General features: G+C 72.2%; 25 protein-coding genes and 1 pseudogene. 14 read left to right on the top strand and 12 right to left on the bottom strand.

Annotation, left to right across the window (positions count from 1 at the left end; translation table 11 throughout):
• Positions 1-12: 12 nt before the first annotated feature.
• Positions 13-339, bottom strand: coding sequence for a hypothetical protein (locus AB0C59_RS25450; protein WP_363008385.1), 327 nt, complete (start codon positions 337-339; stop codon positions 13-15).
• 273 nt (positions 340-612) lie between these two features.
• On the bottom strand, positions 613-1485 hold the full coding sequence (locus AB0C59_RS25445; RefSeq protein ID WP_363008383.1) for a class I SAM-dependent methyltransferase: 873 nt from the start codon (positions 1483-1485) through the stop codon (positions 613-615).
• Between the two features lie 354 nt (positions 1486-1839).
• Between AB0C59_RS25445 and rpsA the strand changes: the two genes are divergently transcribed.
• From rpsA to AB0C59_RS25425, 4 genes are all read left to right on the top strand, one after another.
• Positions 1840-3333, top strand: a complete 1494-nt coding sequence (gene rpsA / locus AB0C59_RS25440) for a 30S ribosomal protein S1 (protein ID WP_363008381.1) — start codon at positions 1840-1842, stop codon at positions 3331-3333.
• 313 nt (positions 3334-3646) lie between these two features.
• Entirely contained in the window at positions 3647-4585 is a 939-nt protein-coding gene (locus tag AB0C59_RS25435) for a PAC2 family protein (protein ID WP_363008379.1), read from the top strand.
• 165 nt (positions 4586-4750) lie between these two features.
• A complete protein-coding gene (coaE, locus tag AB0C59_RS25430; protein ID WP_363008377.1) occupies positions 4751-5359 on the top strand; it encodes a dephospho-CoA kinase in 609 nt (202 codons plus the stop codon).
• A 50-nt stretch (positions 5360-5409) separates the two neighbouring features.
• Positions 5410-5790, top strand: a complete 381-nt coding sequence (locus AB0C59_RS25425; protein WP_363008375.1) for a tetratricopeptide repeat protein — start codon at positions 5410-5412, stop codon at positions 5788-5790.
• A gap of 33 nt (positions 5791-5823) precedes the next feature.
• Here AB0C59_RS25425 and AB0C59_RS25420 read toward each other — a convergent pair whose 3' ends face one another.
• Positions 5824-6090, bottom strand: a complete 267-nt coding sequence (locus tag AB0C59_RS25420; RefSeq protein WP_363008374.1) for a DUF6343 family protein — start codon at positions 6088-6090, stop codon at positions 5824-5826.
• A 313-nt stretch (positions 6091-6403) separates the two neighbouring features.
• Complete coding sequence (locus AB0C59_RS25415) at positions 6404-7009, bottom strand: RNA-binding S4 domain-containing protein (protein WP_363008475.1); 606 nt, start codon at positions 7007-7009, stop codon at positions 6404-6406.
• Between the two features lie 377 nt (positions 7010-7386).
• On the opposite strand from AB0C59_RS25415, the gene AB0C59_RS25410 reads away from it, so the two are divergent.
• The 3 genes and pseudogenes from AB0C59_RS25410 (at position 7387) to AB0C59_RS25400 (ending at position 9713) form a co-directional block, all read left to right on the top strand.
• Positions 7387-8112, top strand: coding sequence for a uracil-DNA glycosylase (locus tag AB0C59_RS25410; protein WP_363008372.1), 726 nt, complete (start codon positions 7387-7389; stop codon positions 8110-8112).
• A 71-nt stretch (positions 8113-8183) separates the two neighbouring features.
• A pseudogene (locus tag AB0C59_RS25405) lies at positions 8184-8916 on the top strand (hypothetical protein).
• Positions 8917-9443: 527 nt separating this feature from the next.
• Positions 9444-9713 (top strand): hypothetical protein, encoded by a 270-nt coding sequence (locus AB0C59_RS25400; RefSeq protein ID WP_363008487.1) that lies wholly within the window; start codon positions 9444-9446, stop codon positions 9711-9713.
• Here the strand turns inward: AB0C59_RS25400 and AB0C59_RS25395 are convergent.
• Positions 9693-10148: a hypothetical protein gene (locus AB0C59_RS25395; protein WP_363008370.1), complete on the bottom strand. Its 456-nt coding sequence runs from the start codon at positions 10146-10148 to the stop codon at positions 9693-9695. The genes AB0C59_RS25400 and AB0C59_RS25395 overlap by 21 nt on opposite strands.
• A complete protein-coding gene (locus AB0C59_RS25390; RefSeq protein WP_363008368.1) occupies positions 10145-10888 on the bottom strand; it encodes an ATP-binding protein in 744 nt (247 codons plus the stop codon). Before AB0C59_RS25390 ends, AB0C59_RS25395 begins: the two co-directional genes overlap by 4 nt.
• 289 nt (positions 10889-11177) lie before the next feature.
• On the opposite strand from AB0C59_RS25390, the gene AB0C59_RS25385 reads away from it, so the two are divergent.
• Both AB0C59_RS25385 and AB0C59_RS25380 read left to right on the top strand, forming a co-directional pair.
• Entirely contained in the window at positions 11178-12038 is an 861-nt protein-coding gene (locus AB0C59_RS25385; RefSeq protein ID WP_363008366.1) for a helix-turn-helix transcriptional regulator, read from the top strand.
• Entirely contained in the window at positions 12038-12292 is a 255-nt protein-coding gene (locus tag AB0C59_RS25380) for a DUF397 domain-containing protein (RefSeq protein WP_363008364.1), read from the top strand. The genes AB0C59_RS25385 and AB0C59_RS25380 overlap by 1 nt, the downstream gene beginning before the upstream one ends.
• A 19-nt stretch (positions 12293-12311) precedes the next feature.
• Here the strand turns inward: AB0C59_RS25380 and AB0C59_RS25375 are convergent, their stop codons facing one another.
• Positions 12312-13802 carry a glutamate synthase subunit beta gene (locus tag AB0C59_RS25375; protein WP_363008362.1) on the bottom strand — a complete coding sequence of 497 codons (1491 nt, stop codon included), beginning with the start codon at positions 13800-13802 and terminating at the stop codon, positions 12312-12314.
• 108 nt (positions 13803-13910) lie between these two features.
• Entirely contained in the window at positions 13911-14672 is a 762-nt protein-coding gene (locus AB0C59_RS25370) for a DUF2293 domain-containing protein (RefSeq protein WP_363008360.1), read from the bottom strand.
• A gap of 66 nt (positions 14673-14738) precedes the next feature.
• Here AB0C59_RS25370 and AB0C59_RS25365 point away from each other — a divergent pair, with 66 nt between their 5' ends.
• The 3 genes from AB0C59_RS25365 to AB0C59_RS25355 all read left to right on the top strand — a co-directional run bounded on the left by AB0C59_RS25365 (position 14739) and on the right by AB0C59_RS25355 (position 16773).
• On the top strand, positions 14739-15389 hold the full coding sequence (locus AB0C59_RS25365) for a uridine kinase (RefSeq protein WP_363008358.1): 651 nt from the start codon (positions 14739-14741) through the stop codon (positions 15387-15389).
• Between the two features lie 115 nt (positions 15390-15504).
• Entirely contained in the window at positions 15505-15933 is a 429-nt protein-coding gene (locus AB0C59_RS25360) for a CBS domain-containing protein (protein WP_363008356.1), read from the top strand.
• Positions 15934-15978: 45 nt separating this feature from the next.
• Entirely contained in the window at positions 15979-16773 is a 795-nt protein-coding gene (locus AB0C59_RS25355) for a methyltransferase domain-containing protein (protein ID WP_363008354.1), read from the top strand.
• Between the two features lie 10 nt (positions 16774-16783).
• Here AB0C59_RS25355 and AB0C59_RS25350 read toward each other — a convergent pair whose 3' ends face one another.
• The 4 genes from AB0C59_RS25350 to AB0C59_RS25335 form a co-directional block, all read right to left on the bottom strand.
• Positions 16784-17716, bottom strand: coding sequence for a PfkB family carbohydrate kinase (locus AB0C59_RS25350; RefSeq protein ID WP_363008352.1), 933 nt, complete (start codon positions 17714-17716; stop codon positions 16784-16786).
• Positions 17713-18618, bottom strand: coding sequence for a pseudouridine-5'-phosphate glycosidase (locus AB0C59_RS25345; protein ID WP_363008350.1), 906 nt, complete (start codon positions 18616-18618; stop codon positions 17713-17715). Before AB0C59_RS25345 ends, AB0C59_RS25350 begins: the two co-directional genes overlap by 4 nt.
• A gap of 102 nt (positions 18619-18720) precedes the next feature.
• Positions 18721-19275, bottom strand: a complete 555-nt coding sequence (locus tag AB0C59_RS25340) for a methylated-DNA--[protein]-cysteine S-methyltransferase (protein WP_363008348.1) — start codon at positions 19273-19275, stop codon at positions 18721-18723.
• An 83-nt stretch (positions 19276-19358) separates the two neighbouring features.
• Entirely contained in the window at positions 19359-20231 is an 873-nt protein-coding gene (locus AB0C59_RS25335; RefSeq protein ID WP_363008346.1) for a glycerophosphodiester phosphodiesterase family protein, read from the bottom strand.
• Positions 20232-20516: 285 nt separating this feature from the next.
• Here AB0C59_RS25335 and AB0C59_RS25330 point away from each other — a divergent pair, with 285 nt between their 5' ends.
• Both AB0C59_RS25330 and uvrB read left to right on the top strand, forming a co-directional pair.
• Positions 20517-21383 carry an MHYT domain-containing protein gene (locus tag AB0C59_RS25330; protein WP_363008344.1) on the top strand — a complete coding sequence of 289 codons (867 nt, stop codon included), beginning with the start codon at positions 20517-20519 and terminating at the stop codon, positions 21381-21383.
• 41 nt (positions 21384-21424) lie between these two features.
• Positions 21425-23572: an excinuclease ABC subunit UvrB gene (gene uvrB, locus AB0C59_RS25325; RefSeq protein WP_363008342.1), complete on the top strand. Its 2148-nt coding sequence runs from the start codon at positions 21425-21427 to the stop codon at positions 23570-23572.
• Positions 23573-23625: the final 53 nt, after the last annotated feature.

Genomic DNA, 23625 nt, shown 5'->3' with positions numbered 1-23625 from the left:
CAGGCGGCCAGGTCAGGGGTGGAAGGTGTGACGGCAGCGCGTGCAGTACAGCGTCCCGCGCCACGCGGCCCGGCGCCGCGCCGCCTGGACCACCCGGTCGCGCAGCGACACCAGCCACACGCCGCCGCCGGCCACGCCGACGAACCCCAGCCAGGCCTCCGAGACGAGCAGGGCGCAGCCCAGGACCAGCAGGGCGAGCGGCGCGGTCAGCCGGTCGTCGTGCAGCGGGGGAGGGGCCAGCCGGGGTGCCGCGGCCCGCCGGTCGGGCGGCAGCGACCGCCAGTAGGCGCTCAGCCCGGTGGTGCGGTCGCCGCGCTCGCAGACCGGGCAGCTCTGCATGCGCGGCACCCCCGTACGCCCGGCGCTGCGGCGGCACCTCCCCGACCCGCCCGGGTCGTCGGTGCCCCGTCCCTACTCCGCTCGGATCGTTGCTGCCCCGCGCGCGCCACGCCCATGCGCGCGCCCGCCGCCGTCACCGCGGATCGGCCGGAACCGGCCCCTCGATGACGTGCGGACGCGTGCGGGTCGTACGCGTTCCGGCCGTACGCGTTCCGGCCGTGCGCGTGCCGGTCGGACCGGGAGCGCGCGGGACGGTCGGCTCGGCCGTGCCCGTCAGCCGAGGTCCCGCTCGCGCTCGCACACGAAGATCGCGGTGCCCGGGATCAGGTTCCCGCGCAGCGGAGACCACCCGCCCCACTCGGAGGTGTTCCAGACGGGCCACTCCGGCTCGACCACGTCGACCAGGCGCAGACCGGAGGCGACGACGTCCCGCACCCGGTCGCCGAGCGTGCGGTGGTGCTCCACGTACACCGCGCGGCCCTCCTCGTCCTGCTCGACGTAGGGCGTGCGGTCGAAGTAGGACGCCGACACGGTCAGGCCCTCCGGCCCGGGCTCGTCGGGGAACGCCCAGCGGAGCGGATGCGTCACCGAGAAGACGAACCGGGCGCCGGGGCGCAGCACCCGGTGCACCTCGCGCAGGACCAATACGGGGTCCGCGACGAACGGCAGCGCGCCGTAGGCCGAGCACGCGAGGTCGAAGGAGGCGTCGGCGAAGGGCAGGGCGCCGGCGTCGGCCTGGACCAGGGGAAAGCCGCCACCGATGCGCAGCGCGTGCTGGAGCTGGCGGTGGGAGAGGTCGAGAGCCACCGGGCGGGCCCCCTGCGCGGACAGCCAGCGTGAACACTGGGCCGCGCCCGCGCCGATCTCCAGCACGTCCTTGCCCTTGAGGTCCTCCACCGGGCCGAGCAGCTCGGCCTCGGTCTCGTCCAGTCCCTCGGGGCACCAGACGAAACGGTCGTCCCCGAGGAACGTGCCGTGCTCGACCTGGTACTCGTCGGCGTTGCGGTCCCACCAGCCCCGGTTGGCCCGGGAGCTCTCCGTGACTCCCGCCGCACGTCGGGTGGCTTCCGGCTCGAACTGCTCGGACTCTTGGATGATCTGCTCCCTCGTCGTACTCTTCCGTCCGGCCCGCCTCGGCGGCGCCACGGTGGACTGTTCTGGTCAAAGTGGCCCAAAGGGGCGCGCCGCTGTCCGGTATACGGGTGGCGTCCGGCAAGGACTTGTGCCGGGAATGCGGGGAACCGCCCCCGGTGCGCGCTTCGCACATTGACCCTGTCCGCCTGCCCCCGTATGCTACAAGTTGCGCTGCGGGCCTGCGCGCCTCAGACCTAGCAGGCTGCGCTCGCATCTGTTGTATGTCCCCTCGGTTCTCGAGGCGTCGCCGGGCACTTGGTGCCCATGGTGACGCTTCCTAGGCTGTCCGGCTTCGGCAGAGCGAAACGGGCTCCCGGCGTAAGCAGTACCTACGACTTCAATGTCCGTACCGGAGCCCTTTCCCACATGACGAGCAGCACCGAGACCACCGCCACCACCCCGCAGGTAGCGGTCAACGACATCGGTAACGAGGAAGCCTTCCTCGCCGCGATCGACGAGACGATCAAGTACTTCAACGACGGCGACATCGTCGACGGCGTCATCGTGAAGGTCGACCGGGACGAGGTCCTGCTCGACATCGGTTACAAGACCGAAGGTGTCATCCCGAGCCGCGAGCTCTCGATCAAGCACGACGTCGACCCGAACGAGGTCGTGGCCGTCGGCGACGAGATCGAGGCCCTGGTTCTCCAGAAGGAGGACAAGGAAGGCCGCCTGATCCTCTCGAAGAAGCGCGCTCAGTACGAGCGCGCCTGGGGCACCATCGAGAAGATCAAGGAAGAGGACGGCATCGTCACCGGTACCGTCATCGAGGTCGTCAAGGGTGGTCTCATCCTCGACATCGGCCTCCGCGGCTTCCTCCCGGCCTCCCTGGTCGAGATGCGTCGCGTCCGCGACCTCCAGCCGTACGTCGGCAAGGAGCTCGAGGCGAAGATCATCGAGCTGGACAAGAACCGCAACAACGTGGTCCTGTCCCGCCGTGCCTGGCTGGAGCAGACCCAGTCCGAGGTCCGCCAGACGTTCCTCACGACCCTCCAGAAGGGTCAGGTCCGCTCCGGCGTGGTCTCCTCGATCGTCAACTTCGGTGCCTTCGTGGACCTGGGTGGCGTCGACGGTCTGGTCCACGTCTCCGAGCTGTCCTGGAAGCACATCGACCACCCGTCCGAGGTTGTCGAGGTCGGCCAGGAGGTCACCGTCGAGGTTCTCGACGTGGACATGGACCGCGAGCGTGTCTCCCTGTCGCTGAAGGCGACGCAGGAGGACCCGTGGCAGCAGTTCGCCCGCACCCACCAGATCGGCCAGGTCGTGCCCGGTAAGGTCACGAAGCTGGTGCCGTTCGGTGCGTTCGTCCGCGTGGACGAGGGCATCGAGGGTCTGGTCCACATCTCCGAGCTGGCCGAGCGCCACGTGGAGATCCCGGAGCAGGTCGTCCAGGTCAACGACGAGATCTTCGTCAAGGTCATCGACATCGACCTCGAGCGCCGCCGCATCAGCCTCTCGCTGAAGCAGGCCAACGAGTCCTTCGGTGCCGACCCGGCCTCGGTCGAGTTCGACCCGACCCTGTACGGCATGGCCGCGTCCTACGACGACCAGGGCAACTACATCTACCCCGAGGGCTTCGACCCCGAGACCAACGACTGGCTCGAGGGCTACGAGAAGCAGCGTGAGGAGTGGGAGCGCCAGTACGCGGAGGCGCAGACCCGCTTCGAGCAGCACCAGCAGCAGGTCATCAAGTCCCGCGAGGCGGACGCTGCCGCTGCCGCCGAGGGTGGCGAGGCTGCCGCTCCGGCCGCGACCGGTGGCGGTTCGTACTCCTCCGAGGGTGGCGACACCTCCGGCGCGCTGGCCTCGGACGAGGCGCTCGCCGCGCTGCGCGAGAAGCTGGCCGGCGGCCAGAGCTGACGCTCAGCGTTTGACGCCCAGCTGTTGATCGAGGGCCCGCACCCCACCGGGGTGCGGGCCTTCGGCGTGTTGTGCCCTCGGGCGGCACCGGGTGCTTCGCGCCGACTGCCGCCCGTGCCGCCCGCCCGTGCCGTCCGTGCCGTGCAAGCGGTGCGGCACAGGCGCTCCTGACGGTCCGTGACCGCGAGCCGGTACCCGCCTCCACCGGGCCCGCCCGGGCGAGCCTCGGACGAGCCCCGGACGTGTGCCCGAAGCGGGAATGACCATGCCCCGGCGCACGTTGTGCAGTACGAACACGAGGAGGAGCGGTCTGGTGCTTGATCCGCAGGGTTTGTACGCATGGGAGCCGAAGGGGCTGGCCGTCGTCGACATGGCGCTCGCCCAGGAGTCGGCGGGCCTGGTGATGCTCTACCACTTCGACGGCTACATCGACGCGGGGGAGACCGGCGAGCAGATCGTGGACCGGCTCCTCGACTCACTTCCCCAGCAGGTCGTGGCGCGCTTCGACCACGACCGGCTCGTGGACTACCGGGCCCGCCGCCCGCTGCTCACCTTCAAGCGCGACCGCTGGACGCACTACGAGGAGCCCACCATCGAGGTGCGCCTCGTCCAGGACGCCACCGGTGCCCCCTTCCTGCTGCTGTGTGGTCCCGAGCCGGACGTCGAGTGGGAGCGCTTCGCGGCCGCCGTCCGCCAGATCGTGGAACGCCTAGGCGTCCGGCTGTCCGTGAACTTCCACGGCATCCCCATGGGCGTCCCGCACACCCGCCCGGTGGGACTCACCCCGCACGGCAACCGCGCCGACCTGGTGCCGGGCCACCGCAGCCCCTTCCAGGAGGCGCAGGTGCCGGGAAGCGCTGAGTCCCTGGTCGAGTACCGCCTCATGGAGGCCGGGCACGACGTCCTGGGCGTGGCGGCGCACGTGCCGCACTACATCGCCCGCTCGGCCTACCCGGATGCCGCGCTCACCGTCCTCGAGTCCATCACGGCGGCGACCGGACTCGTCCTGCCCGGCGTCGCCCACGCCCTGCGCACGGACGCCCACCGCACGCAGACGGAGATCGACCGGCAGATCCAGGAGGGCGACGAGGAACTGGTGGCGCTCATCCAGGGCCTTGAGCACCAGTACGACGCCGCGGCGGGCGCCGAGACGCGCGGCAACATGCTCGCCGAACCGGTGGACATCCCGTCGGCGGACGAGATCGGGCAGGAGTTCGAGCGATTCCTGGCGGAGCGGGAAGGCGAGAGCTGATCCGCTAGGGTGACGGACGGTATGACCGCACCCCGCCCGGCCCCCCTCCCGCACGGAGGTCTCCCCTCCCGCACGGAGGCGACCCGGTCGCCCTGACCGGTGGGACGTGATCGGGGGCGACGGGTTCTCCCCGCGGCAGCGGGGCTGGGAGGTGGAGGCGCGGCCATGCTGTCCGTGGGCCTGACCGGCGGCATCGGCGCCGGCAAGAGCGAGGTGTCCCGACTGCTCGTGCGGTACGGGGCGGTACTGATCGACGCGGACCGCATCGCACGCGAGGTGGTCGAGCCCGGGACTCCCGGGCTGGCCGCGGTCGTCGAAGCCTTCGGCCAGGAGGTCCTGCTGCCCGACGGGGGGCTGGACCGCCCGGCGCTGGGCGCGATCGTCTTCGCGGACCCGGAGAAGCTCACCGCCCTCAACGCGATCGTGCATCCCCTGGTGGGCGCCCGCTCCCGGGAGCTGGAGGAGGCGGCGCCGGCGGATGCCGTGGTCGTCCATGACGTGCCGCTCCTGGCCGAGAACGGGCTGGCTCCCCTCTACGACGTCGTGGTCGTCGTCGACGTGAGCCCCGCGACCCAGCTCGACCGGCTCGTTCGGCTGCGCGGCATGAGCGAGGAGGACGCGCGCGCCCGCATGGCCGCCCAGGCGACGCGCGAGAAGCGCCTGGAGATCGCCGACGTCGTCATCGACAACGACGTTCCCCTGGAGCGGCTGGAGCAGAGCGTGGCAGCGGTGTGGGCGGATCTCAGCCGCAGGGCACGGGACGCCCAGGAATAGCGGGCGAGGCGGGGGGCGTTGAACGGGTCCAGCGAGGGAAGGATTCTGCCGTGCCCGAGAACAGCGATCCGGCCGGACGTACTCCGGAGACCCACGTGATCGACTTCCGCGCCGCGGAGCAACTGCTCGCCGCGCGGGACCCCAGGGGCGCGGTGAAGCTGCTCGACGGAGTGATAGCCGCGCACCCCGAGAACACGGCGGCGCGGCTTCTGCGCGCCCGAGCCTTCTTCGCCGCCGCGCAACTGCGCCCCGCCGAGCTGGAGTTCAGCATCGTGCTGGAGCGTGAGCCGGACAACGCGTTCGCGCACTTCGCGCTGGCCCGCACCTATGAGCGCCAAGCCCGGCACGACGAGGCCAAACGGCACTTCCGGCTGGCCGCCGCGCTCGACCCGAACCCGCGCTATCTGAAGGCGGCACGCTTCGAGTCGTAGGCGCGCCCACCGTGCCGCCCGCCACCGCCACCGTCAGCGGTCGTGGTGCTCCGGGGGCGTGTACGGCGGGATCTGGCGGCCGGGCTGCCAGTGCGGGCCCTGGTGGATGTGGTGCAGGATCACCGCGAGGTCGACCGAGACGACCAGCCACAGCACGCCGCAGGCGGCGGCCCAGCCGGGCTGCCCGACGAGTGCGAAGACCACCGTGCCGAACGTCGCCCACACCAGGCCCCAGACGCTCAGCCAGAAACGCGCCCGCAGGGCACTGCGCGCCGTCGTCGGCTCACTGCCTGTGCGCATGGGCACCACCGTTCCTCCCACCACGAGTACCCTCCGCCGCGCACCTGCACCACGGAAGAAGGAGCCCGGCGGGTCGCCCGGTCTCCGATGGAGAACATTCGTTCTCTTCTCGAACTGTCACCCCATCGAGTGATGGCATGCCGGAAACCAGGCGAGTGGGTCCGCCCGTTGAATCGGCATGAGGACAAACACGCGGGACGGATATCAGGGGACCGGCCCCGGCGCCGTCACGCCGGACGGCTGCGCGGTGGAGGTGTCGCCGGCGAGCGGGCGTCCACAGCCACTCGCCGTCCCCGTCTCCGTCCCCGGCCCGTCAGGACTCCCCGGTGCCTCCGGGGTCCCGCGGGCTGCCGGAATCCGTGGTGTCGTCCCGGCCGGAGGACCGGTTCCGGTCGCCCGGGCGGTGCCGCTTCTCCGCGGGACGGCCCTGCGCCCCCGAGCGGCCCTGGCCTCCAGGGCGCCCCCGGCCTCCGAGGGCGCTCGCGAAGCCGCTGCCCGGGGCTGCCGCCAGGCCGCGGAGGCGTTCCAGCTCACGTCGGTCGCGCTTGGTGGGGCGACCGGTGCCGCGGTCGCGGAGCCCGGCCGGGGCCACCGCCTCGCGGGGCGGCGGAGGCGGGCTGTTGTCGACGTAGCACTGGACCGCCTCCGGCGCGCCGACCCGCTTGCGGATCAGCCGCTTCACCACGACCACCCGTTCGCGCCCCTCGTGGCGCAGCCGCACCTCGTCGCCGACACGCACGGCATAGGCGGGCTTCACCCGTTCGCCGTTGACCCGCACATGGCCCCCTCGGCAGGCGGTGGCGCCGATCGACCGGGTCTTGACCAACCGCACGGACCAGATCCAGCTGTCGATACGCACGCTCTCGCCGCTCTGCGGCCCGGCGGCCTCGGCGGCGGTCACCGCGGCGGCGGTCTTCATGTCCGAGGTCCCGGTGTCCGAGGCCCTGGCGCCCGAAGCCTCGGTGCGCGGAGTACCGGTGCGTGAGGTCTCGGAGCCCGGGCGCGGTGTGTCCGCGGCCGCCCCGGCGGATGCGCCCGGGGCGTCGGCGCCCTGGCTCGTCCGCGCCGCGCCGGTGGCCGGACGGTGGGCCGCCCCGGTGTCCCGGCCCCTGGCGACCGGACGGGACGCGTCCGCGCCGACGCCCTTCTCCGCCCTGTTCTCCTCCACACCTGGTGCAGCCATGCCGTCGACCTTAGCCTCCCGGCACCGGCGGACCGGACGGCTTTTTCCGCGCGCGGCGGGGCGACGGCGCCCTCCCCGCCGTCGCCCGCGCTCCCGCGGCCTACCGTGGAGGAATGGACGGCAGCGGTCTGGCCAGGCTGGACGAGCGGATCACGGGATGCCGGGCGTGCCCCCGCCTGGTCGCATGGCGCGAGGAGGTGGCCCGTACCAAGCGGGCCGCGTTCGCGGACCGGACCTACTGGGGGCGGCCGGTGCCGGGCTTCGGGCCGCCGGACGCGCGCCTGCTCGTGGTCGGGCTCGCCCCCGCGGCCCACGGCGGGAACAGGACCGGCCGGATGTTCACCGGGGACCGCTCCGGAGACGTGCTCTACGAGGCGCTGCACGCCGTGGGTCTGGCGTCGCAGCCGACGTCGGTGTCCGCCGGCGACGGCCTCGAACTGTACGGGGTGCGCGTCACCGCCCCCGTGCACTGCGCCCCGCCCGCCAACAAGCCGACGCCCGGGGAGCGGGACACCTGCCGGCCCTGGTTCGTGCAGGAACTGCGGCTGCTGCGCCCGACCCTGCGGTGCGTGGTCGCCCTCGGCGCCTTCGGCTGGCAGTCCACCCTGACCGCCCTGGCGCAGACGGGCGTCCCACTGCCCCGACCCCGGCCCGTCTTCGGACACGGGGCCAGGGTGCCGCTGGAAGCAGTGGAGTTGTTCGGCTGCTTCCATGTCAGCCAGCGCAACACCTTCACCGGCCGCCTCACGCCTCGGATGCTGCGGGACGTGCTGCGTACGGCGGCGGACACGGCGGGCCTGCCCACGGTGCCGGAACCCGCGCCGGAGCCCGGCCGATAGCCCCTGCGGTCCGCCCCCTTGGTCGAATAATCCTTCGAACCACTCCCGGTCTCGTTGCTACCGTCTGCGGTGTGGCGAAACTCAATCAGATCATCGCGGTCGAGAAGGGCGTCAAGTCCAAGTCGCACCAGGACCTGACGGCCGCTCATCACGGTCTGCAGAAGCCCGCGTTGCTGGCCGGCATCTCGCGTACGTACCAGCCCCAAGGACGAGGAGGGCGAGCAGCTGCCGCCCGAGTCCACCCGGGTCCAGGTGCAGGCCGAGGACGTGCTGCGGCAGACCGCCGCGACCCTCACGCGGCTGTTCGACGTGACCGCCACCAAGGACTGGGCCAACTGCGCGGCCACGGCGGACGTGACGGTGGACGGGCGCGTGCTGATCGCCGATGTCCCGGTCTCGTATCTGCTCTTCCTGGAGAAGCAGCTCGTCGACCTCAACACCTTCGTGCGCAAGCTGCCGGTGCTCGACGCCTCCGAGTTCTGGACCCAGGACCCGTCCACGGACGCCTGGAAGACCGAGCCGGTGCGCACCCTGCGGACGAAGAAGGTGCCCCGCAACCACGTCAAGGCCGAGGCCACCGAGAAGCACCCGGCGCAGGTCGAGGTGTACTACGAGGACGTGCCGGTCGGGTACTGGACGACCGTGAAGTTCTCCGGAGCCCTGCCCGCCCGGCGGGTGAACGAACTGCTCGACCGCGTGGAGCGGCTCCAGCAGGCCGTCAAGTTCGCCCGTGAGGAGGCGAACGGCGTGGACGTCGCCGACCAGCGGGTCGGAGACGCGGTGTTCGGCTACCTGTTCGGGTAGTCTCACGAACTCCCCGGCCGCACCGAACGCGGTCGGGGTGCGCGAGGAGCGCAAGCTGAAACTGAGGCTTGTCGTGACTGCGCGGTCCCAGTGGAGGTTCGAGTCCTCCCCGCGGCGCACTCCTGCCGCGGTGGCCCAACCCGGCAGAGGCAGACCGCGATCAATCTCAGACTATTGCTCCAGATTCAGTATTCGCCGCCGATCGCCGGATCGAACGGGCCCAGGCCCCGGACGTCGAAATGCCGGTTCAAGTCCGGCTCGCGCAGCTCGATGCGCGATGGTCCAAAGGCAGGACGCGGCGACATCACGACTGACCTGGGTCCTCAAGCGTGCCGGCGTGCCCACATGGGCGGCATCACAGGGCCCGGGGGCCGGCTACGCCCTCGGGCCCGCTCCACGTCGACACCGTGTGTCAGGTTCGTCCCAATGCCGTCACCTCACGATCCGTTCGCACGGGTCGAGTCGTTCCTCCTGATGAGCCGATCGGGACCGGCTCGTCAGGATGCCGAGTCGTCAGGAGGTGCGCCGTGGTGAACGGGCGAACGGTGCTGGAGCGGTTTCCGGCCGGTGGACCGCGCGGATCATGGCCTGCGGAGGAGTTCGCGCGGGCGCGCCGTCTGGAGGGACAGCCCGCGGAGGTCGTGATGGATCTCGCGACGGACGCGTTCCTGGTCGTCGTTCAGGGGGTGGAGGCGGCGGACCGGTACCCCGGCGGGAAGCTCGCGACCGCCTCACGGATCGACCGGTTCCCGGGCACCCGACCTGGCGCCGACCGGTCAGGCACTGAGCGGGCGTGACCAGGCCGGAGCGGTCCCCGTCAGATGGCACAGCGCGACGTACAGCGGGATCGGCGGCGTGTAGGGGGCGGTGCCGGCGGGGCGGTGGATGAGCTCGGGGGCGTCCAGGGACTCCGGGACGAACGCGCCCGGCGCGTAGTGAGCGGGCGCGGGCCAGTCCAGCACGACGTCGGAGCCGCGCGGGACGATCCACCACCACTCGCCCCGGTCGGCGTAGACGCAGCCCGCCCTCGGCAGCCGGGACAGCAGCAGGGGCCCATGGTGGGCGGGCACGGCCACCGCGTCGCATCCGAGCGGGGAGGTCATGCCGGCGGGCAGGGCAAGCCTTCGGGACACCGTCGGCGTCCGACGGGCCCGTCCGAGACGGACCAGCGAGTCCAGGGCCAGGACCGGCGTGGTCACGGGCCCCGAGAGGCCCGTACGCCTCACCGTCATCCGGCCCCCGCCGCCGTCTGAGCGCCCCTGCCCGGGACGCCCGGGAGCGCGTCCGTGCCGGCGCCCCGCCCGTCGGCCGGAGGGCGTCGCGGGCCCCAGCCCGGGTCGGAACGCCCCTCCCCGACCGTCGGCGGCTTCCTGGCGCCCCAGCCGAGGTCGCCCCGCGCCTGTGTGCCCCCGGTCGTCCGGGACCTGCCGCCGGAACGCGGCAGGTCCCGGGACGGGTGTGCCGACAGGGGCGGCTCGGCGCAGGCGGGACGTCCCGCCTCGAGCTCGGCCCACACCAGCAGTCCAGGACCCGTCTCCTGGACTCCCCATGCCCGGCACAGACCCGCGACGAGAAGCAATCCCCTCCCGTGCTCCTCGTCCGGGCGCTGCGGAACGGGGCGCGGCTCGCCGGGAGCGCACCCCTCGTCCCGTACGGCGATGCGCACCACGCCGTCCGTGTCGCTCAGTTCGCACAGAACGCGCTCGCCGGCGGTGTGCACGATCGCGTTGGTGACCAGTTCCGAGACGACCAGGGCGGCCGTCTCGCAGGTGTCCTCGCACACCGCCAAGACGCCGAGACGGGCACGCGTCAGCTGCCGCGCCCGCGCGACGGAGCCCGGGTGCGCGGCCAGCTCGAACCGGAACCGGCGCCCGGCGGTGGAGCCGGGGACGGGCCCCGCGGTGGCGTACGGTGCGGGGTGGCCTGAGGGGGCGTCTGTTCCTAACGGCGTGGGCGGAATCACGCTTGCCACTATCGCCCCGACCCGAACACTTGGCAAGGGTCACTCTGAAAATTGCAGAGTGCTGTGTGACGGCGGGAGGCCGCATGGCAGACTGCTCGCAACAGATGGCCGATCTATGCCGGTTGGGAACCGGGCCCGGACTCTCGCGTGTCCGCGCCCACTCGCCCGGCCCTGCGGTTCGCGCACCGCGTCCGCGTGCCGGTGCGGCACGGCGACCCGGTGCGGAAAGGTTTCGGCCGGTACCGACGGCCCGTACCGACGGGGTGTCGGGAAGCAGGAGCACGGGAGGGGTGCGGCGATGAGCGAGCCGCGTTCGGCGCCGACGGTCGGTCAGGTCGTCCTCGGTCGACGCCTCCTTGACCTGCGTGAACGTGCCGGCCTCAAGCGGGAGGACGCCGCGCGGGTCCTGCGCGTCGCCCCCGCCACCATCCGCCGTATGGAGACGGCCGAGGTCGGCCTGAAGATCCCCTACCTCCAACTGCTGCTGAAGGCCTACGGGGTCGCGGACGACGAGGCCGACGCCTTCGTACTGCTCGCGGAGGAGGCGAACAAGCCGGGGTGGTGGCAGCGGTTCCACGACATCCTGCCTGGCTGGTTCTCGATGTACGTCAGCCTGGAGGGCGCCGCCTCCCTGATCCGCCAGTACGAGCCCCACTTCGTGCCCGGCATCATGCAGACCGAGGAGTACGCGCGAGGCGTGCTGCGATCCGGCGCCATCGGCCGCACCAGCCCCGAGGACATCGAACGCCATGTGGCGCTGCGCATGCGGCGCCAGGACCTGCTCGCACGCGAGGAGTCGCCCCGCATCTGGGTCGTGATGGACGAGACGGCCCTGCGCCGCCCGGTCACCGGCCCCGAGGTGATGCGCGCGCAGATCGAACGCCTGCTGGAGGTCATGGAACTGCCCCATGTGACGCTGCAGGTCCTCGAGTTCTCCTCGGGCCCGCATCCCGGCACGTACGGGCCCTTCGTCCTGTTCCGATTCGCCATGCCCGAACTTCCGGACATGGTCTACAGCGAGTACCTGACCGGCGCCGTCTACCTGGATGCGCGGGCCGAGGTGGCGACCCATCTCGAGGTCATGGACCGCATGGCGGCCCAGGCCGCCACGGCACACCGCACGAAGGAGATTCTCGACGATCTCCGCAAGGAGCTGTAATGGACCGCATCACGCCAGGCATACCCGTCTACAACGGCATGCCCGCCCGTGACCTGGGCAGCGAGGGCTGGCACAAGCCGTGGAGCGGGGGCAACGGTGGCAACTGCCTGGAGGCGATGAAGCTCGCCGACGGCCGGATCGCCCTGCGCCAGTCCACCGACCCGGACGGTCCCGCGCTGATCTACACCTGTGACGAGATGACCGCCTTCATCGAGGCGGCCAAGGCGGGGGCGGCCGACTTCCTGCTCGCCTGACTCCGCTCGAGCGGAGTGCTCAGACGACCATCGGGCGGTCGTGGGGCCCGATCGGTGCGGGCAGGTGCGACGTGCCCCCGCGCAGGCGCCGGTCCACCGCCGCCGCCACGGACCGGCCCTCCGCGATGGCCCACACGATCAGCGACTGACCGCGCGCCGCGTCCCCGGCGACGTACACCCCGGGCACGTTCGTCGCGAAGTCGTCGTCCCGCGTGATCGTCCCCCGTGGTTGGAGCGCGAGGCCGAGCTGGTCGATCAGCCCGTCCTCACGGTCGGGTCCGGAGAACCCCAGCGCGAGCAGGACCAGGTCGGCGGGGAGTGTCCGCCCGGTGCCCGGCAGCGGATCGCGCCGCTCGTCCACCTCGACCAGATGCAGCGTCCGTACATGCCCTTCGGCGTCCCCGTCGAAGCGGAGCGTGGACGCCGCGAAGAGCCGGGCGTCCGCGTCCGCCGCAGGCGCCGAACGCAGGTCGCGGGCCTCCTCGTGCGCGGCGGAGAGCCGGTAGACCTTCGGATACGTCGGCCACGGATCCGTGTCGTCGTCCCGCTCCGGGTGCGCCAGCGGATAGATGTCCAGCTGGGTCACCGACGCGGCCCCCTCACGCACCGCGGTCCCCAGGCAGTCCGCGCCGGTGTCCCCGCCGCCCACGATCACCACGTGCTTCCCGGCCGCCGACAGCGGCGAGACCTCCAGGTCCCCCTCGCACACCCGGTCGGCCAACGGCAGATAGTCCATCGCCTGATGGATGCCGTCCAGCTCGCGTCCCGGCACGTCCAGTTCGCGCCGGCACGTCGCACCGGTCGCGATCACCACCGCGTCGTAGCGGGCCCGCAGCTCGGCCGCCCCGATGTCCCTGCCGATCGTCGTCGACGTCCGGAACTTCGTCCCCTCCGCGCGCATCTGCTCCAGCCGCCGGTCCAGATGCCGCTTCTCCATCTTGAACGCGGGGATCCCGTAACGCAGCAACCCTCCGACGCGGTCCGCCCGCTCGTACACCGCCACCGTGTGTCCCGCCCGGGTGAGCTGCTGGGCCGCCGCGAGCCCCGTGGGCCCCGACCCGACGACCGCCACGGTCCGTCCGGACAGCCGCTCCGGCGGCCTCGGCGGCGCGAAGCCCTCCGCCCAGGCCCGGTCCGCGATGGCCACCTCCACGTTCTTGATGGTGACGGCGGGCTGGTTGATGGCGAGCACGCACCCCGCCTCGCAGGGGGCCGGGCACAACCGGCCCGTGAACTCGGGGAAGTTGTTGGTCGCGTGCAGCCGGTCGCTCGCCGCCCGCCAGTCCTCGCGCGAGACCAGGTCGTTCCATTCGGGGATCAGGTTCCCGAGCGGGCAGGCCTCGTGGCAGAACGGGATCCCGCAGTCCATGCACCGGTCCGCCTGCCGGCTGATGATCGGAAGCAGCGCACCGGGGACGTACACCTCGTCCCAGTCCCTCACCCGTTCCTCGACGGGTCTGCGGGGCCAGTCCTCGCGGGGTGTGTTCATGAAGCCCTTGGGATCGCCCATGGCAGCCCCCTGCGGACGCGTACGGGACCGTTCCGTGCCACGATACGACGCCCGCGCCCGCACCGCCGCTCGGCGGGAAGCCCGTGCCGCGGCGTGCTGCGCCGCAGGTCAGCGGCCTGCCGTCGAGGGGCCGTGGGTCCCGGCGGCCGAGGCGTCCCGGGCCGTGGCGCCCGAGGTGTCGTCCCGCTCGTCCGGCCGCCACTCCCGCAGCACCGACTCCACCGCGTCCGCGATGCGCCGCCGTGCCTCGGGCCGGGGCACCCCGGTCATCAGCAGATGGTCGTACGGCGTCTCCGTGTGCCGTACGGAGGCGCGCACCGCCGCCGTCACCGCCTGCGCCGTGAGCGCCCGCCCCGCCGCACTGCGCCCCACCCGCCCGCTTCCCCGGGTCGAGGCGTGGGCGGCGATCGTGTGCGCCCGCTGCGGCGGGCACCCGGGGAACAGCCGCCGGATCTCCGCGGCGAACTCCTGCGCGAACCGGATGTCCTCGGCCGCCCGCCGCCGCGCGTCCCGCGCCCGGCGCCTGCGCCGCGCCTCGGCGTCCGCCAGGCAGCGCTCCTCAGCCAGCGCCAGAGCCGCCCGCTCGACCAGCAGCCCCTGCCGCTCGTAGCGGCCGTGGCGCCGGTTGAAACGCACCACCACCGCGGACAGCGCGCTGGCCTCCCGCGACCGCCGCGTCAGCGCCGTGTCGCCTCGCGGCAGGAACACCAGATGCCCGAGGTCCGCGCAGTCCAGGCAGCGCGGCACCCCCTGTTCCAGCACCAGCATCGGCAGCGGGCCCCTGCGGCAGTGGGCGCAGCGCTTTCGGCGCCTGATCGACTGGAACACGAGAAGTCCGCTGGGCGGCGGCGGAGTTGGGATCCGTTCCATGCCCGTCTCCTTCCCCGCCGGCGGACCGCACGACCCCGCGGCGGCCGAAGGGCGACCGGCGGCATCATGGGTCCTGTGCGACTCGAAGCGATCACCTGGGAACGGCTCGGCGACCTCCTCGCCGACCGGCTGCTCGACCTGAAGCCGGCCGACGGCGGCCCCTGGCCGCGCATCGCGTTCGACGGCGCCCCGGCGGCCCGGCCCGGCGACCTGGCCCGGCGGGTGGGTGACGCCCTGCGCGTGAGGGGCCGGGCCTCGCTCGTCGTCGACACGGACGGATTCCTGCGCCCCGCCTCGGTCCGCCTCGAACACGGCCACCGGGACCCCGAGTCCTACTACGACGGCTGGCTCGACACCGGCGCCCTGTGGCGGGAGGTCTTCGGTCCCCTCGAACCCGGCGGCGACGGCCGGGTCCTGCCCGACCTGCGGGACCCGGTCACCGACCGCGCCACCCGCAGCCCCTACCACCGACTCCCCCCGGGCGGCTTCCTGTTGGTCCACGGGCCGCTGCTGCTGAGGCACTGGTTCCCGTTCGACAAGGCCGTGCGGGTACGGCTCTCGGCCGGTGCCCTGCGCCGCCGCACCCCGCAGCCGGAGCACTGGACGCTCCCCGCCTTCGAGCGCTACGAGACGGAGTCCGACCCGGACGCCACCGCCGACACGGTGGTCCGCGCGGACGATCCGGACCATCCCGCCTGGAGCGGCTGGAAGGACTGACGGTGCTCGTGGCCCTCCGGGTGCGTGCCTGCCTGGAGACGGCGAGAATGAAGGGCGCCGGGACATGCGGTGCGTCCCGTGCCGCGCCGGCCGTCCGGTTCCGGGAGGTACTTTCATGACCACCGCCGGAGACATCATGCACCGGGGCGCCCAGTGGATCCCCGCACACGAGACGCTGGACCGTGCCGCGCAGCTCATGCGCGAACTCAACGTCGGTGCGCTGCCCATCAGCGACGCGAACGAGCGGCTGTGCGGCATCCTGACCGACCGGGACATCGTGGTCGGCTGTGTGGCCGTGGGACACGACCCCTCGCGGGTGACCGCCGGTGACATGGCCAAGGGAACGCCACGGTGGATCGAGGCGAGCGCCGACATCCGCGAGGTGCTGGGGGAGATGGAGGAGCACCGGATCCGCCGGCTCCCCGTCATCGAGAACAAGCGTCTCGTCGGCATGATCAGCGAGGCGGACCTGGCCCAGCACCTGTCCGACGACCAGCTGGCCGGCTTCGTCGAGGGCGTCTACGCGGGGACCATGACCCGCTGACCTCGCCCCTCGGGCCCGCCGGGGCCCTGCTGCGATGATCTGCGTATGACGGCATCCGACGGGTACCTCCTCGACAACCAGCAGGCCGAGGCCGGCCGGCGCTTCGACGCCCTCGCCGCCCTCTTCGACCCCACGACGTTCCGCCACATCGAGGATCTGGGGATCGGGCCCGGATGGCGCTGCTGGGAGGTCGGCGCGGGCGGCACCTCGGTCGTGTCCTGGCTGGCCGGCAGGGTGGGCCCGACGGGTCAGGTCGTCGCCACCGACATCGACACCTCCTGGGCCGCATCGGCCACGGCCTCCCCGATCGAGGTCCGCACCCACGACGTGGGGGCGGAGGAACCACCGGGCGCGCACTTCGATCTCGTGCACGCCCGGCTCGTCCTGGTCCATGTCCCGGACCGGGAACGGGCGTTGCGCTCGATGATCAAGGCACTGCGCCCGGGCGGCAGACTGCTGATCGAGGACGCGGACCCGGCCCTCCAGCCCCTGATCTGTCCCGATGAGCACGGCCCCGAGCAGCGGCTCGCCAACCGGCTGCGCACCGGCTTCCGCACCCTCCTGGCCGAGCGGGGCGCCGACCTGTCCTACGGCCGCAGGCTGCCGCGCCTGCTGCGTGAGGCGGGCCTGGGCCGCGTGGCGGCCGACGCGTACTTCCCGCTCACCTCACCGGCCTGCGCCGCCCTCGAGAGCGCGACCGTCCAGCAGATCCGCGACCGGCTCGTCGCCGCCGGCCTCGCCACCAACGAGGAGATCGACCGCCATCTCGACCACGTGGCCCGCGGCACGATGGATCTGGCGACGGCGCCGATGATCTCCGCCTGGGGCTTCAAGGAGTAGGCCGGCTCCCTCACCCCCCTCCCTCGCCCCCCGCCGACCGCCCGCCGCCGTGCGGTGGTCGCCCGCCCGCCTGCCGCACCGCCACGGCCCCCGCCGCGCACCCCGCCCTCGCCGCCTCCTCCGGCCCCGCCCCGCCGACCAGGGCCGCCAGGAACGCCCCGGTGAAGGCGTCGCCGGCCCCGGTCGTGTCGTAGGGCGTCGCGGGGACCGCCGGGATCCGGGCTCTGAGCGCCCCCGAGACGGCCACCAGCGCCCCGCGCGCGCCCAGCTTGGCGACCACCAGGGGCACCAGGCGGCTCAGCTTCACCGCCGCGTCCGCCGGGTCGGGCAGTCCGGTCAGCAGGCACGCCTCGTCCTGGCTGGGCAGCAGCACATCGACCCCGGTGGCGAGCGAGAGGAACCTGTCCACGCCGAGCTCCGCGAGGAACCCCGCCGACGCCGGGTCCACGCTGACCGGCACGCCACGCGCGCGTGCCGCCGCACCGGCCGCCGCCACCAGGGCCCGGCTCGGTGCGGAGAAGAACAGATAGCCCGAGAGATGCAGGTGCGCGACACCGTCGAGCAGGCCGTCCGACCAGTCGCCCGCGTCCAGCCGCAGCGACGCCCCGCTGTCCGCGAGGAACGTGCGCTCCGCCGCGGCGCCCGTGTCCACGAGGCAGACCACCGTTCCCGTAGCGGCGGAGGGATCGGCCACCAGGTGGGGCCGCACACCGCACGCCCTCAGCTCCCGCTCGTGCCAGGCGGCCGACTCGGCTCCGACCCGGGCCAGCATCCGCACGTCCGGGCAGCCCTGGTGGGCGGCCCAGCACGCCACGTTCGCCCCCGCGCCACCGGGCAGCGTGCGGATCACGGCCGCCGTGTCGGTGCCCGGGGCGAGCGGGCCCCGGTGCTGGGCGACCACGTCCGTGACGACGTCGCCGGCGACGAACAGCGCGCCGCTCACGCCCCGGCCCAGGCCGTGGCGATCCGCGCCGCGAGCCTCACGTTGCCCCGCACGGCCGCCAGGTTGGCCTCCAACGAGGCCCCGTCCGTGTGCCGGACGAGATGGTCGAGCAGGAACGGGGTGACCGCCTGGCCCGTGACGCCCTCGGCCTCGCACGCCCGCAGCGCCTCGGCGAGCACGCGCGCGTGCAGATCGGGATCGAGCTGTTCCTCCCGCGGGACCGGGTTGGCCACGACCAGCGCCGACGCCGGACCGCGCAGCGCGTCCTGCGCCCGCATGACCTCCGCCACCTGTCCCGGCGACCGAAGGGTCCACTCGACCGGATGCCCGGAGTCGGACAGGTAGAAGCCGGGGAAGCGGTCCGTGCTGTATCCGGCCACCGCCACGCCCAGTGTCTCCAGGCGCTGCAGCGTCGCGGGCACGTCCAGGATCGACTTCACGCCCGCGCACACCACGGTGATCCGGGTCCGGGCCAGCAGTCCCAGGTCGGCGGACTCGTCCTGGGTCAGGGTCCACTCCCGGTGGACGCCGCCGAGGCCGCCCGTCGCGAACACCCGTACCCCCGCGAGAGAGGCCAGCTGCGCGGTCGCGGACACCGTCGTCGCCCCGCTCGCTCCCGCCGCCACCGCGAGGGGGAGGTCCCGGTGCCCCAGCTTGCGGATCCCCTCCTCGTTCGCGACGCGCTCCACCTGCTCCTTGCCGAGGCCGACATGAGCCCGGCCGTCGAGGACGGCGATCGTCGCGGGTACGGCGCCCTCCTGCCGCACGGCGTCCTCCAGTTCCCGCGCGACCTGGAGATTGCGTGGGCGCGGCAGCCCGTGCGCGATGATCGTCGACTCCAGCGCCACCACCGGGCGGCGCGTGGCGAGCGCCTCCCGTACCTCTTCGGACACCACCAGCACGCGCCTGCCTCCTGTCGTACGGTCCTCCTTCATCTCTGGCGGGTGGCGCCCGCGGTCAAACCCTTGCCCGGAAACGGGGCCGCGGCTCGGAGGGGACGTGGCTCAGAACAGCGGTTCGGGCAGGACGCCCTCGAGTGCCAGCAGCTTGCGCTTGGTCTCCAGGCCGCCGCCGAACCCGCCGATGCCCCCGTCGCGCTCGACCACGCGGTGGCACGGCACGATGACGGGCAGCGGGTTCGACCCCATCGCCACCCCCACCGCCTGGGCCGCGCCGGGCTGGCCGACCCGGCCGGCCAGGTCGCCGTAGCCCACCACCGTCCCGTACGGCACCCCGGACGCGAGCTCGCGCAGCACCTGGCGGTTGAACCCCGTGATCAGCGACCAGTCCAGTGGCAGCGTGAAGTCGCGGAGCTCGCCCGCGAAGTACGCCGTCAGCTGGCGTATCGCCTCGGCCAGCAAGGGGGAGCCGGGATCCTCGACCGGCTGGGCGCCGAGCCGGGAGGCCAGCCGGTCCAGCGCCTTGTCGCGGATCGTGTCCGTCGCGTGGAACACCACGTTCACCAGGCCGTCGCGTGTGGCGGCCAGAAACAGCGGACCGATGTCCGTGGCGACCACGGCCCACACCGGCGGCTGCTCTTCCTGCCCATGACTGTCCATGGGCCCACCGTACGGCGAGGCACTGACAACGACCCCGCACCCCGGCGCTGGCCGGAGCCCGGGAGCGGGGCCGTGACCGGGGATCAGGGGGCGGTGACGGCGGTGCGCACCACGTCGGGCACGTTCGTGATGAGGCCGTCCACCCCGAAGCCGGTCAGCCGCCGGGCGTCGTCGGCGCGGTTGACGATCCAGGCGAAGACCTTCACCGGCTGTCCGTGCGGGCCCCTGAGGGCGTGGACCTCGGAGACGTACGGTGCGGAGAGCTTGGTGTACTCGGAATTGACCTGGTCGGCGAACCGGGCGTACGCCTTCAGCTCCGTCACCTTCGGTGTGCCCAGATACGCCGTCCTGATCGCGGGCCGCAGCGCGTGGACCTTGCGCACGCTGGCCGCGCTGAAGCTCTGCACGAGCAGCCGGTCGCGCAGATGGCCGCGGTCGAGCCAGCCCTGCCTGCCGAGCAGATCGAGGGTCTGGCGCTCGATCCCCGGGTACAGCTGCGGGTTCTTGATCTCCAGGACCAGGCTCTGGTGGTTGTGCGCGACGCGCCGCATGTACTGCCACAGCGTCGGCACGCGCGCGCCCGCGAACCGGCGCCCGAACCAGCTGCCGGCGTCCAAGCGCGCGATCTCCCGCGCGGTGAAGTCCTTCACCCTCCAGGGGGACCGCTGCGGGAACAGTCGCTTGACGTCGGTCGTGCGGTCCAGCGTGGCGTCGTGGATGACGACGAGCTGTCCGTCCCTGGTGCGCTGGACGTCGTTCTCGACCCAGCCGACCCCCATGGCCGCCGCCTTGTCGATCGCGGCCAGCGTGTTCTCGGGGGCGTATCCGGAGGCGCCGCGGTGGCTCACCACCACCGGACGGTCACCGCCGGCCGCTCCCGCGTGGGGCGTGGCCAGTATGGCGGCGCCGAGTCCGAAGAACGCGGTGATCGTGGCGGTGGCGACGCGCACCCGCATGTGTCCTCCTCATGTCGTACCCGTACGTCGGTCACGTACGGCACCAGACTGACATCAGAGAGTAAGAACGCGCGGTCGCGCAAAGCCCACACAACGGCCGGAGTCACCGAGAGTCGCTCACACGCACCGCACAAGTGGGGCAGCACCGTGATTCTTTGCCGGAAAATCGTTCGACCGTTCCGGCGCGAGTCATACTCTCTGCGACAGCCCTGACCGCGCTCGCGGTCCTGGGGATGGGGGGCATTCTCGAAATCCGGGACACATCAGGGCGGAGGGCAGTCGCGCATGCAGGGCACCGTCGACGGCTTCAGCTACGGACTCGTCACGCCGGTCGTGGCGTTCCTCATGGCCTGCCTCGGCAGCGCGCTCGGACTGCGCTGCACCGTCAGATCGATGGTCGTCACCCGGTCCTGGCGCGCGGGCTGGCTCGCCCTGGGATCGGCCGCGATCGGGTCCGGCGTGTGGACCATGCACTTCATCGCCATGATGGGATTCACCGTCAGACAGACTCCCATCCACTACGACCGGGCGATCACGTTCGCATCCCTCGCCGTCGCCATCCTGATGGTCGGCGTGGGGGTGTTCATCGTGGGCTACCGGGGAGCCACCGGGGTGGCGCTCTTCACCGGTGGCACCGTCACGGGCCTGGGCATCGCGTCGATGCACTACCTGGGGATGGCCGGGATGCGGCTGAACGGCGTGCTCGAGTACAACACGCTCGTCGTCGCCGTCTCCGTGCTCGTCGCGGTCGCCGCGGCGACCGCCGCTCTCTGGGCCGCCGGCCGGCGGCGCGGTTTCGTCTGGACCGTGGGCGCGAGCCTGGTCATGGGCCTGGCGGTCTGCGTCATGCACTACACGGGCATGGCCGCCCTCACCGTCCATCTGCACGACTCCTCCGGCAGCCCGGAGGGCGAGTCGCCCGCCGCCCTGCTCGCGCCGCTGATGATCGGCCCGCTGGTCTTCCTGTGCCTGGCGGGCGCCGTCGTCCTGTTCGACCCGCTGATGATCAAGGGCACTCCCGACTGGACCCCCGACGAGCGCAAACCAGGTGTCCCGGCCCATCCGGAGCTCGTCCACAGCCTCCACCACCCGGGCACCCGCAGCCGCCGGCCCGTCGAGCACCAGGCGTCCCGCACCCCGCAGCGGCGCTGATCCGACCCTCGTTGTCAGTGGGGGGTCGTACGGTGGATGACATGCGGCCCGTTTCACACATCGAACGCACGGTGGCGCCCTTCGAGGTCGTCAGCCCCTACCAGCCCAACGGCGATCAGCCCGCGGCGATCGCCGAGCTGGAAAAGCGCATCCGCGCCGGTGAGAAGGACGTCGTCCTGCTCGGAGCCACCGGCACCGGCAAGTCCGCCACCACCGCGTGGATGATCGAGAAGCTTCAGCGCCCCACCCTGGTGATGGCGCCGAACAAGACGCTGGCCGCCCAGCTGGCCAACGAGTTCAGGGAACTCCTGCCGAACAACGCGGTCGAGTACTTCGTCTCGTACTACGACTACTACCAGCCCGAGGCGTACGTCCCGCAGTCGGACACCTACATCGAGAAGGACTCCTCGATCAACGAGGAGGTGGAGCGGCTGCGCCACTCCGCGACCAACTCGCTGCTGACCCGCCGCGACGTCGTCGTGGTCGCCTCCGTCTCGTGCATCTACGGCCTCGGCACCCCGCAGGAGTACGTCGACCGGATGGTCAGCCTCAGCGTGGGCGAGGAGATCGACCGCGACCAGCTGCTGCGCCGTTTCGTGGACATCCAGTACACGCGCAACGACGTGGCGTTCACCCGCGGGACCTTCCGGGTGCGCGGCGACACCATCGAGATCTTCCCGGTCTACGAGGAGCTGGCCGTCCGGATCGAGATGTTCGGCGACGAGATCGAGGCGCTCTCCACCCTCCATCCGCTCACCGGCGAGGTCATCAGCGACGACCGGCAGCTGTACGTGTTCCCGGCCTCCCACTACATCGCCGGACCCGAGCGCATGGAGCGGGCGGTCAACGGCATCGAGAAGGAGCTGGAGGAGCGCCTGGCCACGCTGGAGAAGCAGGGCAAGCTGCTGGAGGCGCAGCGGCTGCGCATGCGCACGACGTACGACATCGAGATGCTCCGCCAGATCGGCACCTGCTCCGGCGTGGAGAACTACTCGATGCACTTCGACGACCGGCTGCCCGGCTCACCGCCGAACACCCTGCTGGACTACTTCCCGGACGACTTCCTTCTCGTCATCGACGAGTCGCACGTCACGGTGCCCCAGATCGGCGCGATGTACGAGGGCGACGCCTCCCGCAAGCGCACCCTCGTGGACCACGGCTTCAGGCTTCCCTCCGCCCTGGACAACCGGCCCCTGAAGTGGGAGGAGTTCCAGGAGCGCATCGGCCAGACCGTGTATCTGTCGGCCACGCCGGGAAACTACGAGCTCTCCCGTGCGGACGGCCACGTCGAGCAGATCATCCGCCCCACCGGCCTGATCGACCCCGAGGTCGTGGTCAAGCCCACCGAGGGCCAGATCGACGACCTGGTGCACGAGATCCGCGCACGCACCGAGAAGGACGAGCGTGTCCTGGTCACGACGCTCACCAAGAAGATGGCCGAGGACCTCACCGACTACTTCCTGGAACTCGGCATCCAGGTGCGCTATCTGCACAGCGACGTGGACACCCTGCGCCGCGTCGAGCTGCTGCGCGAGCTGCGGGCGGGCGAGTACGACGTCCTGGTGGGCATCAACCTGCTGAGGGAGGGCCTCGACCTGCCCGAGGTGTCCCTGGTGGCCATCCTCGACGCCGACAAGGAAGGCTTCCTGCGCTCGGGCACCTCGCTCATCCAGACCATCGGCCGTGCCGCGCGCAATGTCTCCGGCCAGGTCCACATGTACGCCGACAAGGTCACCCCGGCGATGGAGAAGGCCATCGAGGAGACCAACCGGCGCCGGGAGAAGCAGATCGCCTACAACACGGCCAAGGGCATCGATCCCCAGCCGCTGCGCAAGAAGATCAACGACATCGTGGCCCGGATCGCCCGCGAGGACGTCGACACCGAGCAGCTCCTCGGCTCTGGCTACCGCAAGGCGAAGGACGGGAAGGGGGCGAAGAGCCCCGTCCCCGCGCTCGGCAGTCACACGGCGAGCGGCGCCAAGACGGCGAAGGGCGCCAAGGGCAAGGCCCAGGAGACGGTCCCGACCGACCGTCCCGCGGCCGAACTCGCCGGTCAGATCGAGGAGCTGACCGACCGGATGCGCGCCGCCGCCGCGGACCTCCAGTTCGAGATCGCCGCCCGGCTGCGCGACGAGGTCTCCGAGATGAAGAAAGAACTGCGCCAGATGAGGGAGGCGGGCCTGGCCTGACGCCCGTTCCCCGCCGCCGGACCCAGGCCCGACCCGCTGTGTTGCAGGACCGA

The sequence above is a fragment of the Streptomyces sp. NPDC048664 genome (assembly GCF_040650555.1).
Taxonomy (GTDB): Bacteria; Actinomycetota; Actinomycetes; order Streptomycetales; family Streptomycetaceae; genus Streptomyces.
The sequence above is the reverse complement of the archived record's forward strand: the minus strand, read 5'-3'. Positions and strand labels throughout refer to the sequence as shown.

What these genes read in the sequence shown, in the direction of transcription:
- AB0C59_RS25450 (WP_363008385.1), bottom strand. Translation starts at nt 339, where the DNA reads ATGCAGAGCTGCCCGGTCTGCGAGCGCGGCGACCGCACCACCGGGCTG.
- rpsA (WP_363008381.1), top strand. Translation starts at nt 1,840, where the DNA reads ATGACGAGCAGCACCGAGACCACCGCCACCACCCCGCAGGTAGCGGTC.
- coaE (WP_363008377.1), top strand. Translation starts at nt 4,751, where the DNA reads ATGCTGTCCGTGGGCCTGACCGGCGGCATCGGCGCCGGCAAGAGCGAG.
- AB0C59_RS25420 (WP_363008374.1), bottom strand. Translation starts at nt 6,090, where the DNA reads ATGCGCACAGGCAGTGAGCCGACGACGGCGCGCAGTGCCCTGCGGGCG.
- AB0C59_RS25415 (WP_363008475.1), bottom strand. Translation starts at nt 7,009, where the DNA reads ATGAAGACCGCCGCCGCGGTGACCGCCGCCGAGGCCGCCGGGCCGCAG.
- AB0C59_RS25410 (WP_363008372.1), top strand. Translation starts at nt 7,387, where the DNA reads ATGGACGGCAGCGGTCTGGCCAGGCTGGACGAGCGGATCACGGGATGC.
- AB0C59_RS25395 (WP_363008370.1), bottom strand. Translation starts at nt 10,148, where the DNA reads ATGACGGTGAGGCGTACGGGCCTCTCGGGGCCCGTGACCACGCCGGTC.
- AB0C59_RS25385 (WP_363008366.1), top strand. Translation starts at nt 11,178, where the DNA reads ATGAGCGAGCCGCGTTCGGCGCCGACGGTCGGTCAGGTCGTCCTCGGT.
- AB0C59_RS25380 (WP_363008364.1), top strand. Translation starts at nt 12,038, where the DNA reads ATGGACCGCATCACGCCAGGCATACCCGTCTACAACGGCATGCCCGCC.
- AB0C59_RS25375 (WP_363008362.1), bottom strand. Translation starts at nt 13,802, where the DNA reads ATGGGCGATCCCAAGGGCTTCATGAACACACCCCGCGAGGACTGGCCC.
- AB0C59_RS25370 (WP_363008360.1), bottom strand. Translation starts at nt 14,672, where the DNA reads ATGGAACGGATCCCAACTCCGCCGCCGCCCAGCGGACTTCTCGTGTTC.
- AB0C59_RS25365 (WP_363008358.1), top strand. Translation starts at nt 14,739, where the DNA reads ATGGGTCCTGTGCGACTCGAAGCGATCACCTGGGAACGGCTCGGCGAC.
- AB0C59_RS25360 (WP_363008356.1), top strand. Translation starts at nt 15,505, where the DNA reads ATGACCACCGCCGGAGACATCATGCACCGGGGCGCCCAGTGGATCCCC.
- AB0C59_RS25355 (WP_363008354.1), top strand. Translation starts at nt 15,979, where the DNA reads ATGACGGCATCCGACGGGTACCTCCTCGACAACCAGCAGGCCGAGGCC.
- AB0C59_RS25340 (WP_363008348.1), bottom strand. Translation starts at nt 19,275, where the DNA reads ATGGACAGTCATGGGCAGGAAGAGCAGCCGCCGGTGTGGGCCGTGGTC.
- AB0C59_RS25335 (WP_363008346.1), bottom strand. Translation starts at nt 20,231, where the DNA reads ATGCGGGTGCGCGTCGCCACCGCCACGATCACCGCGTTCTTCGGACTC.
- AB0C59_RS25330 (WP_363008344.1), top strand. Translation starts at nt 20,517, where the DNA reads ATGCAGGGCACCGTCGACGGCTTCAGCTACGGACTCGTCACGCCGGTC.
- uvrB (WP_363008342.1), top strand. Translation starts at nt 21,425, where the DNA reads ATGCGGCCCGTTTCACACATCGAACGCACGGTGGCGCCCTTCGAGGTC.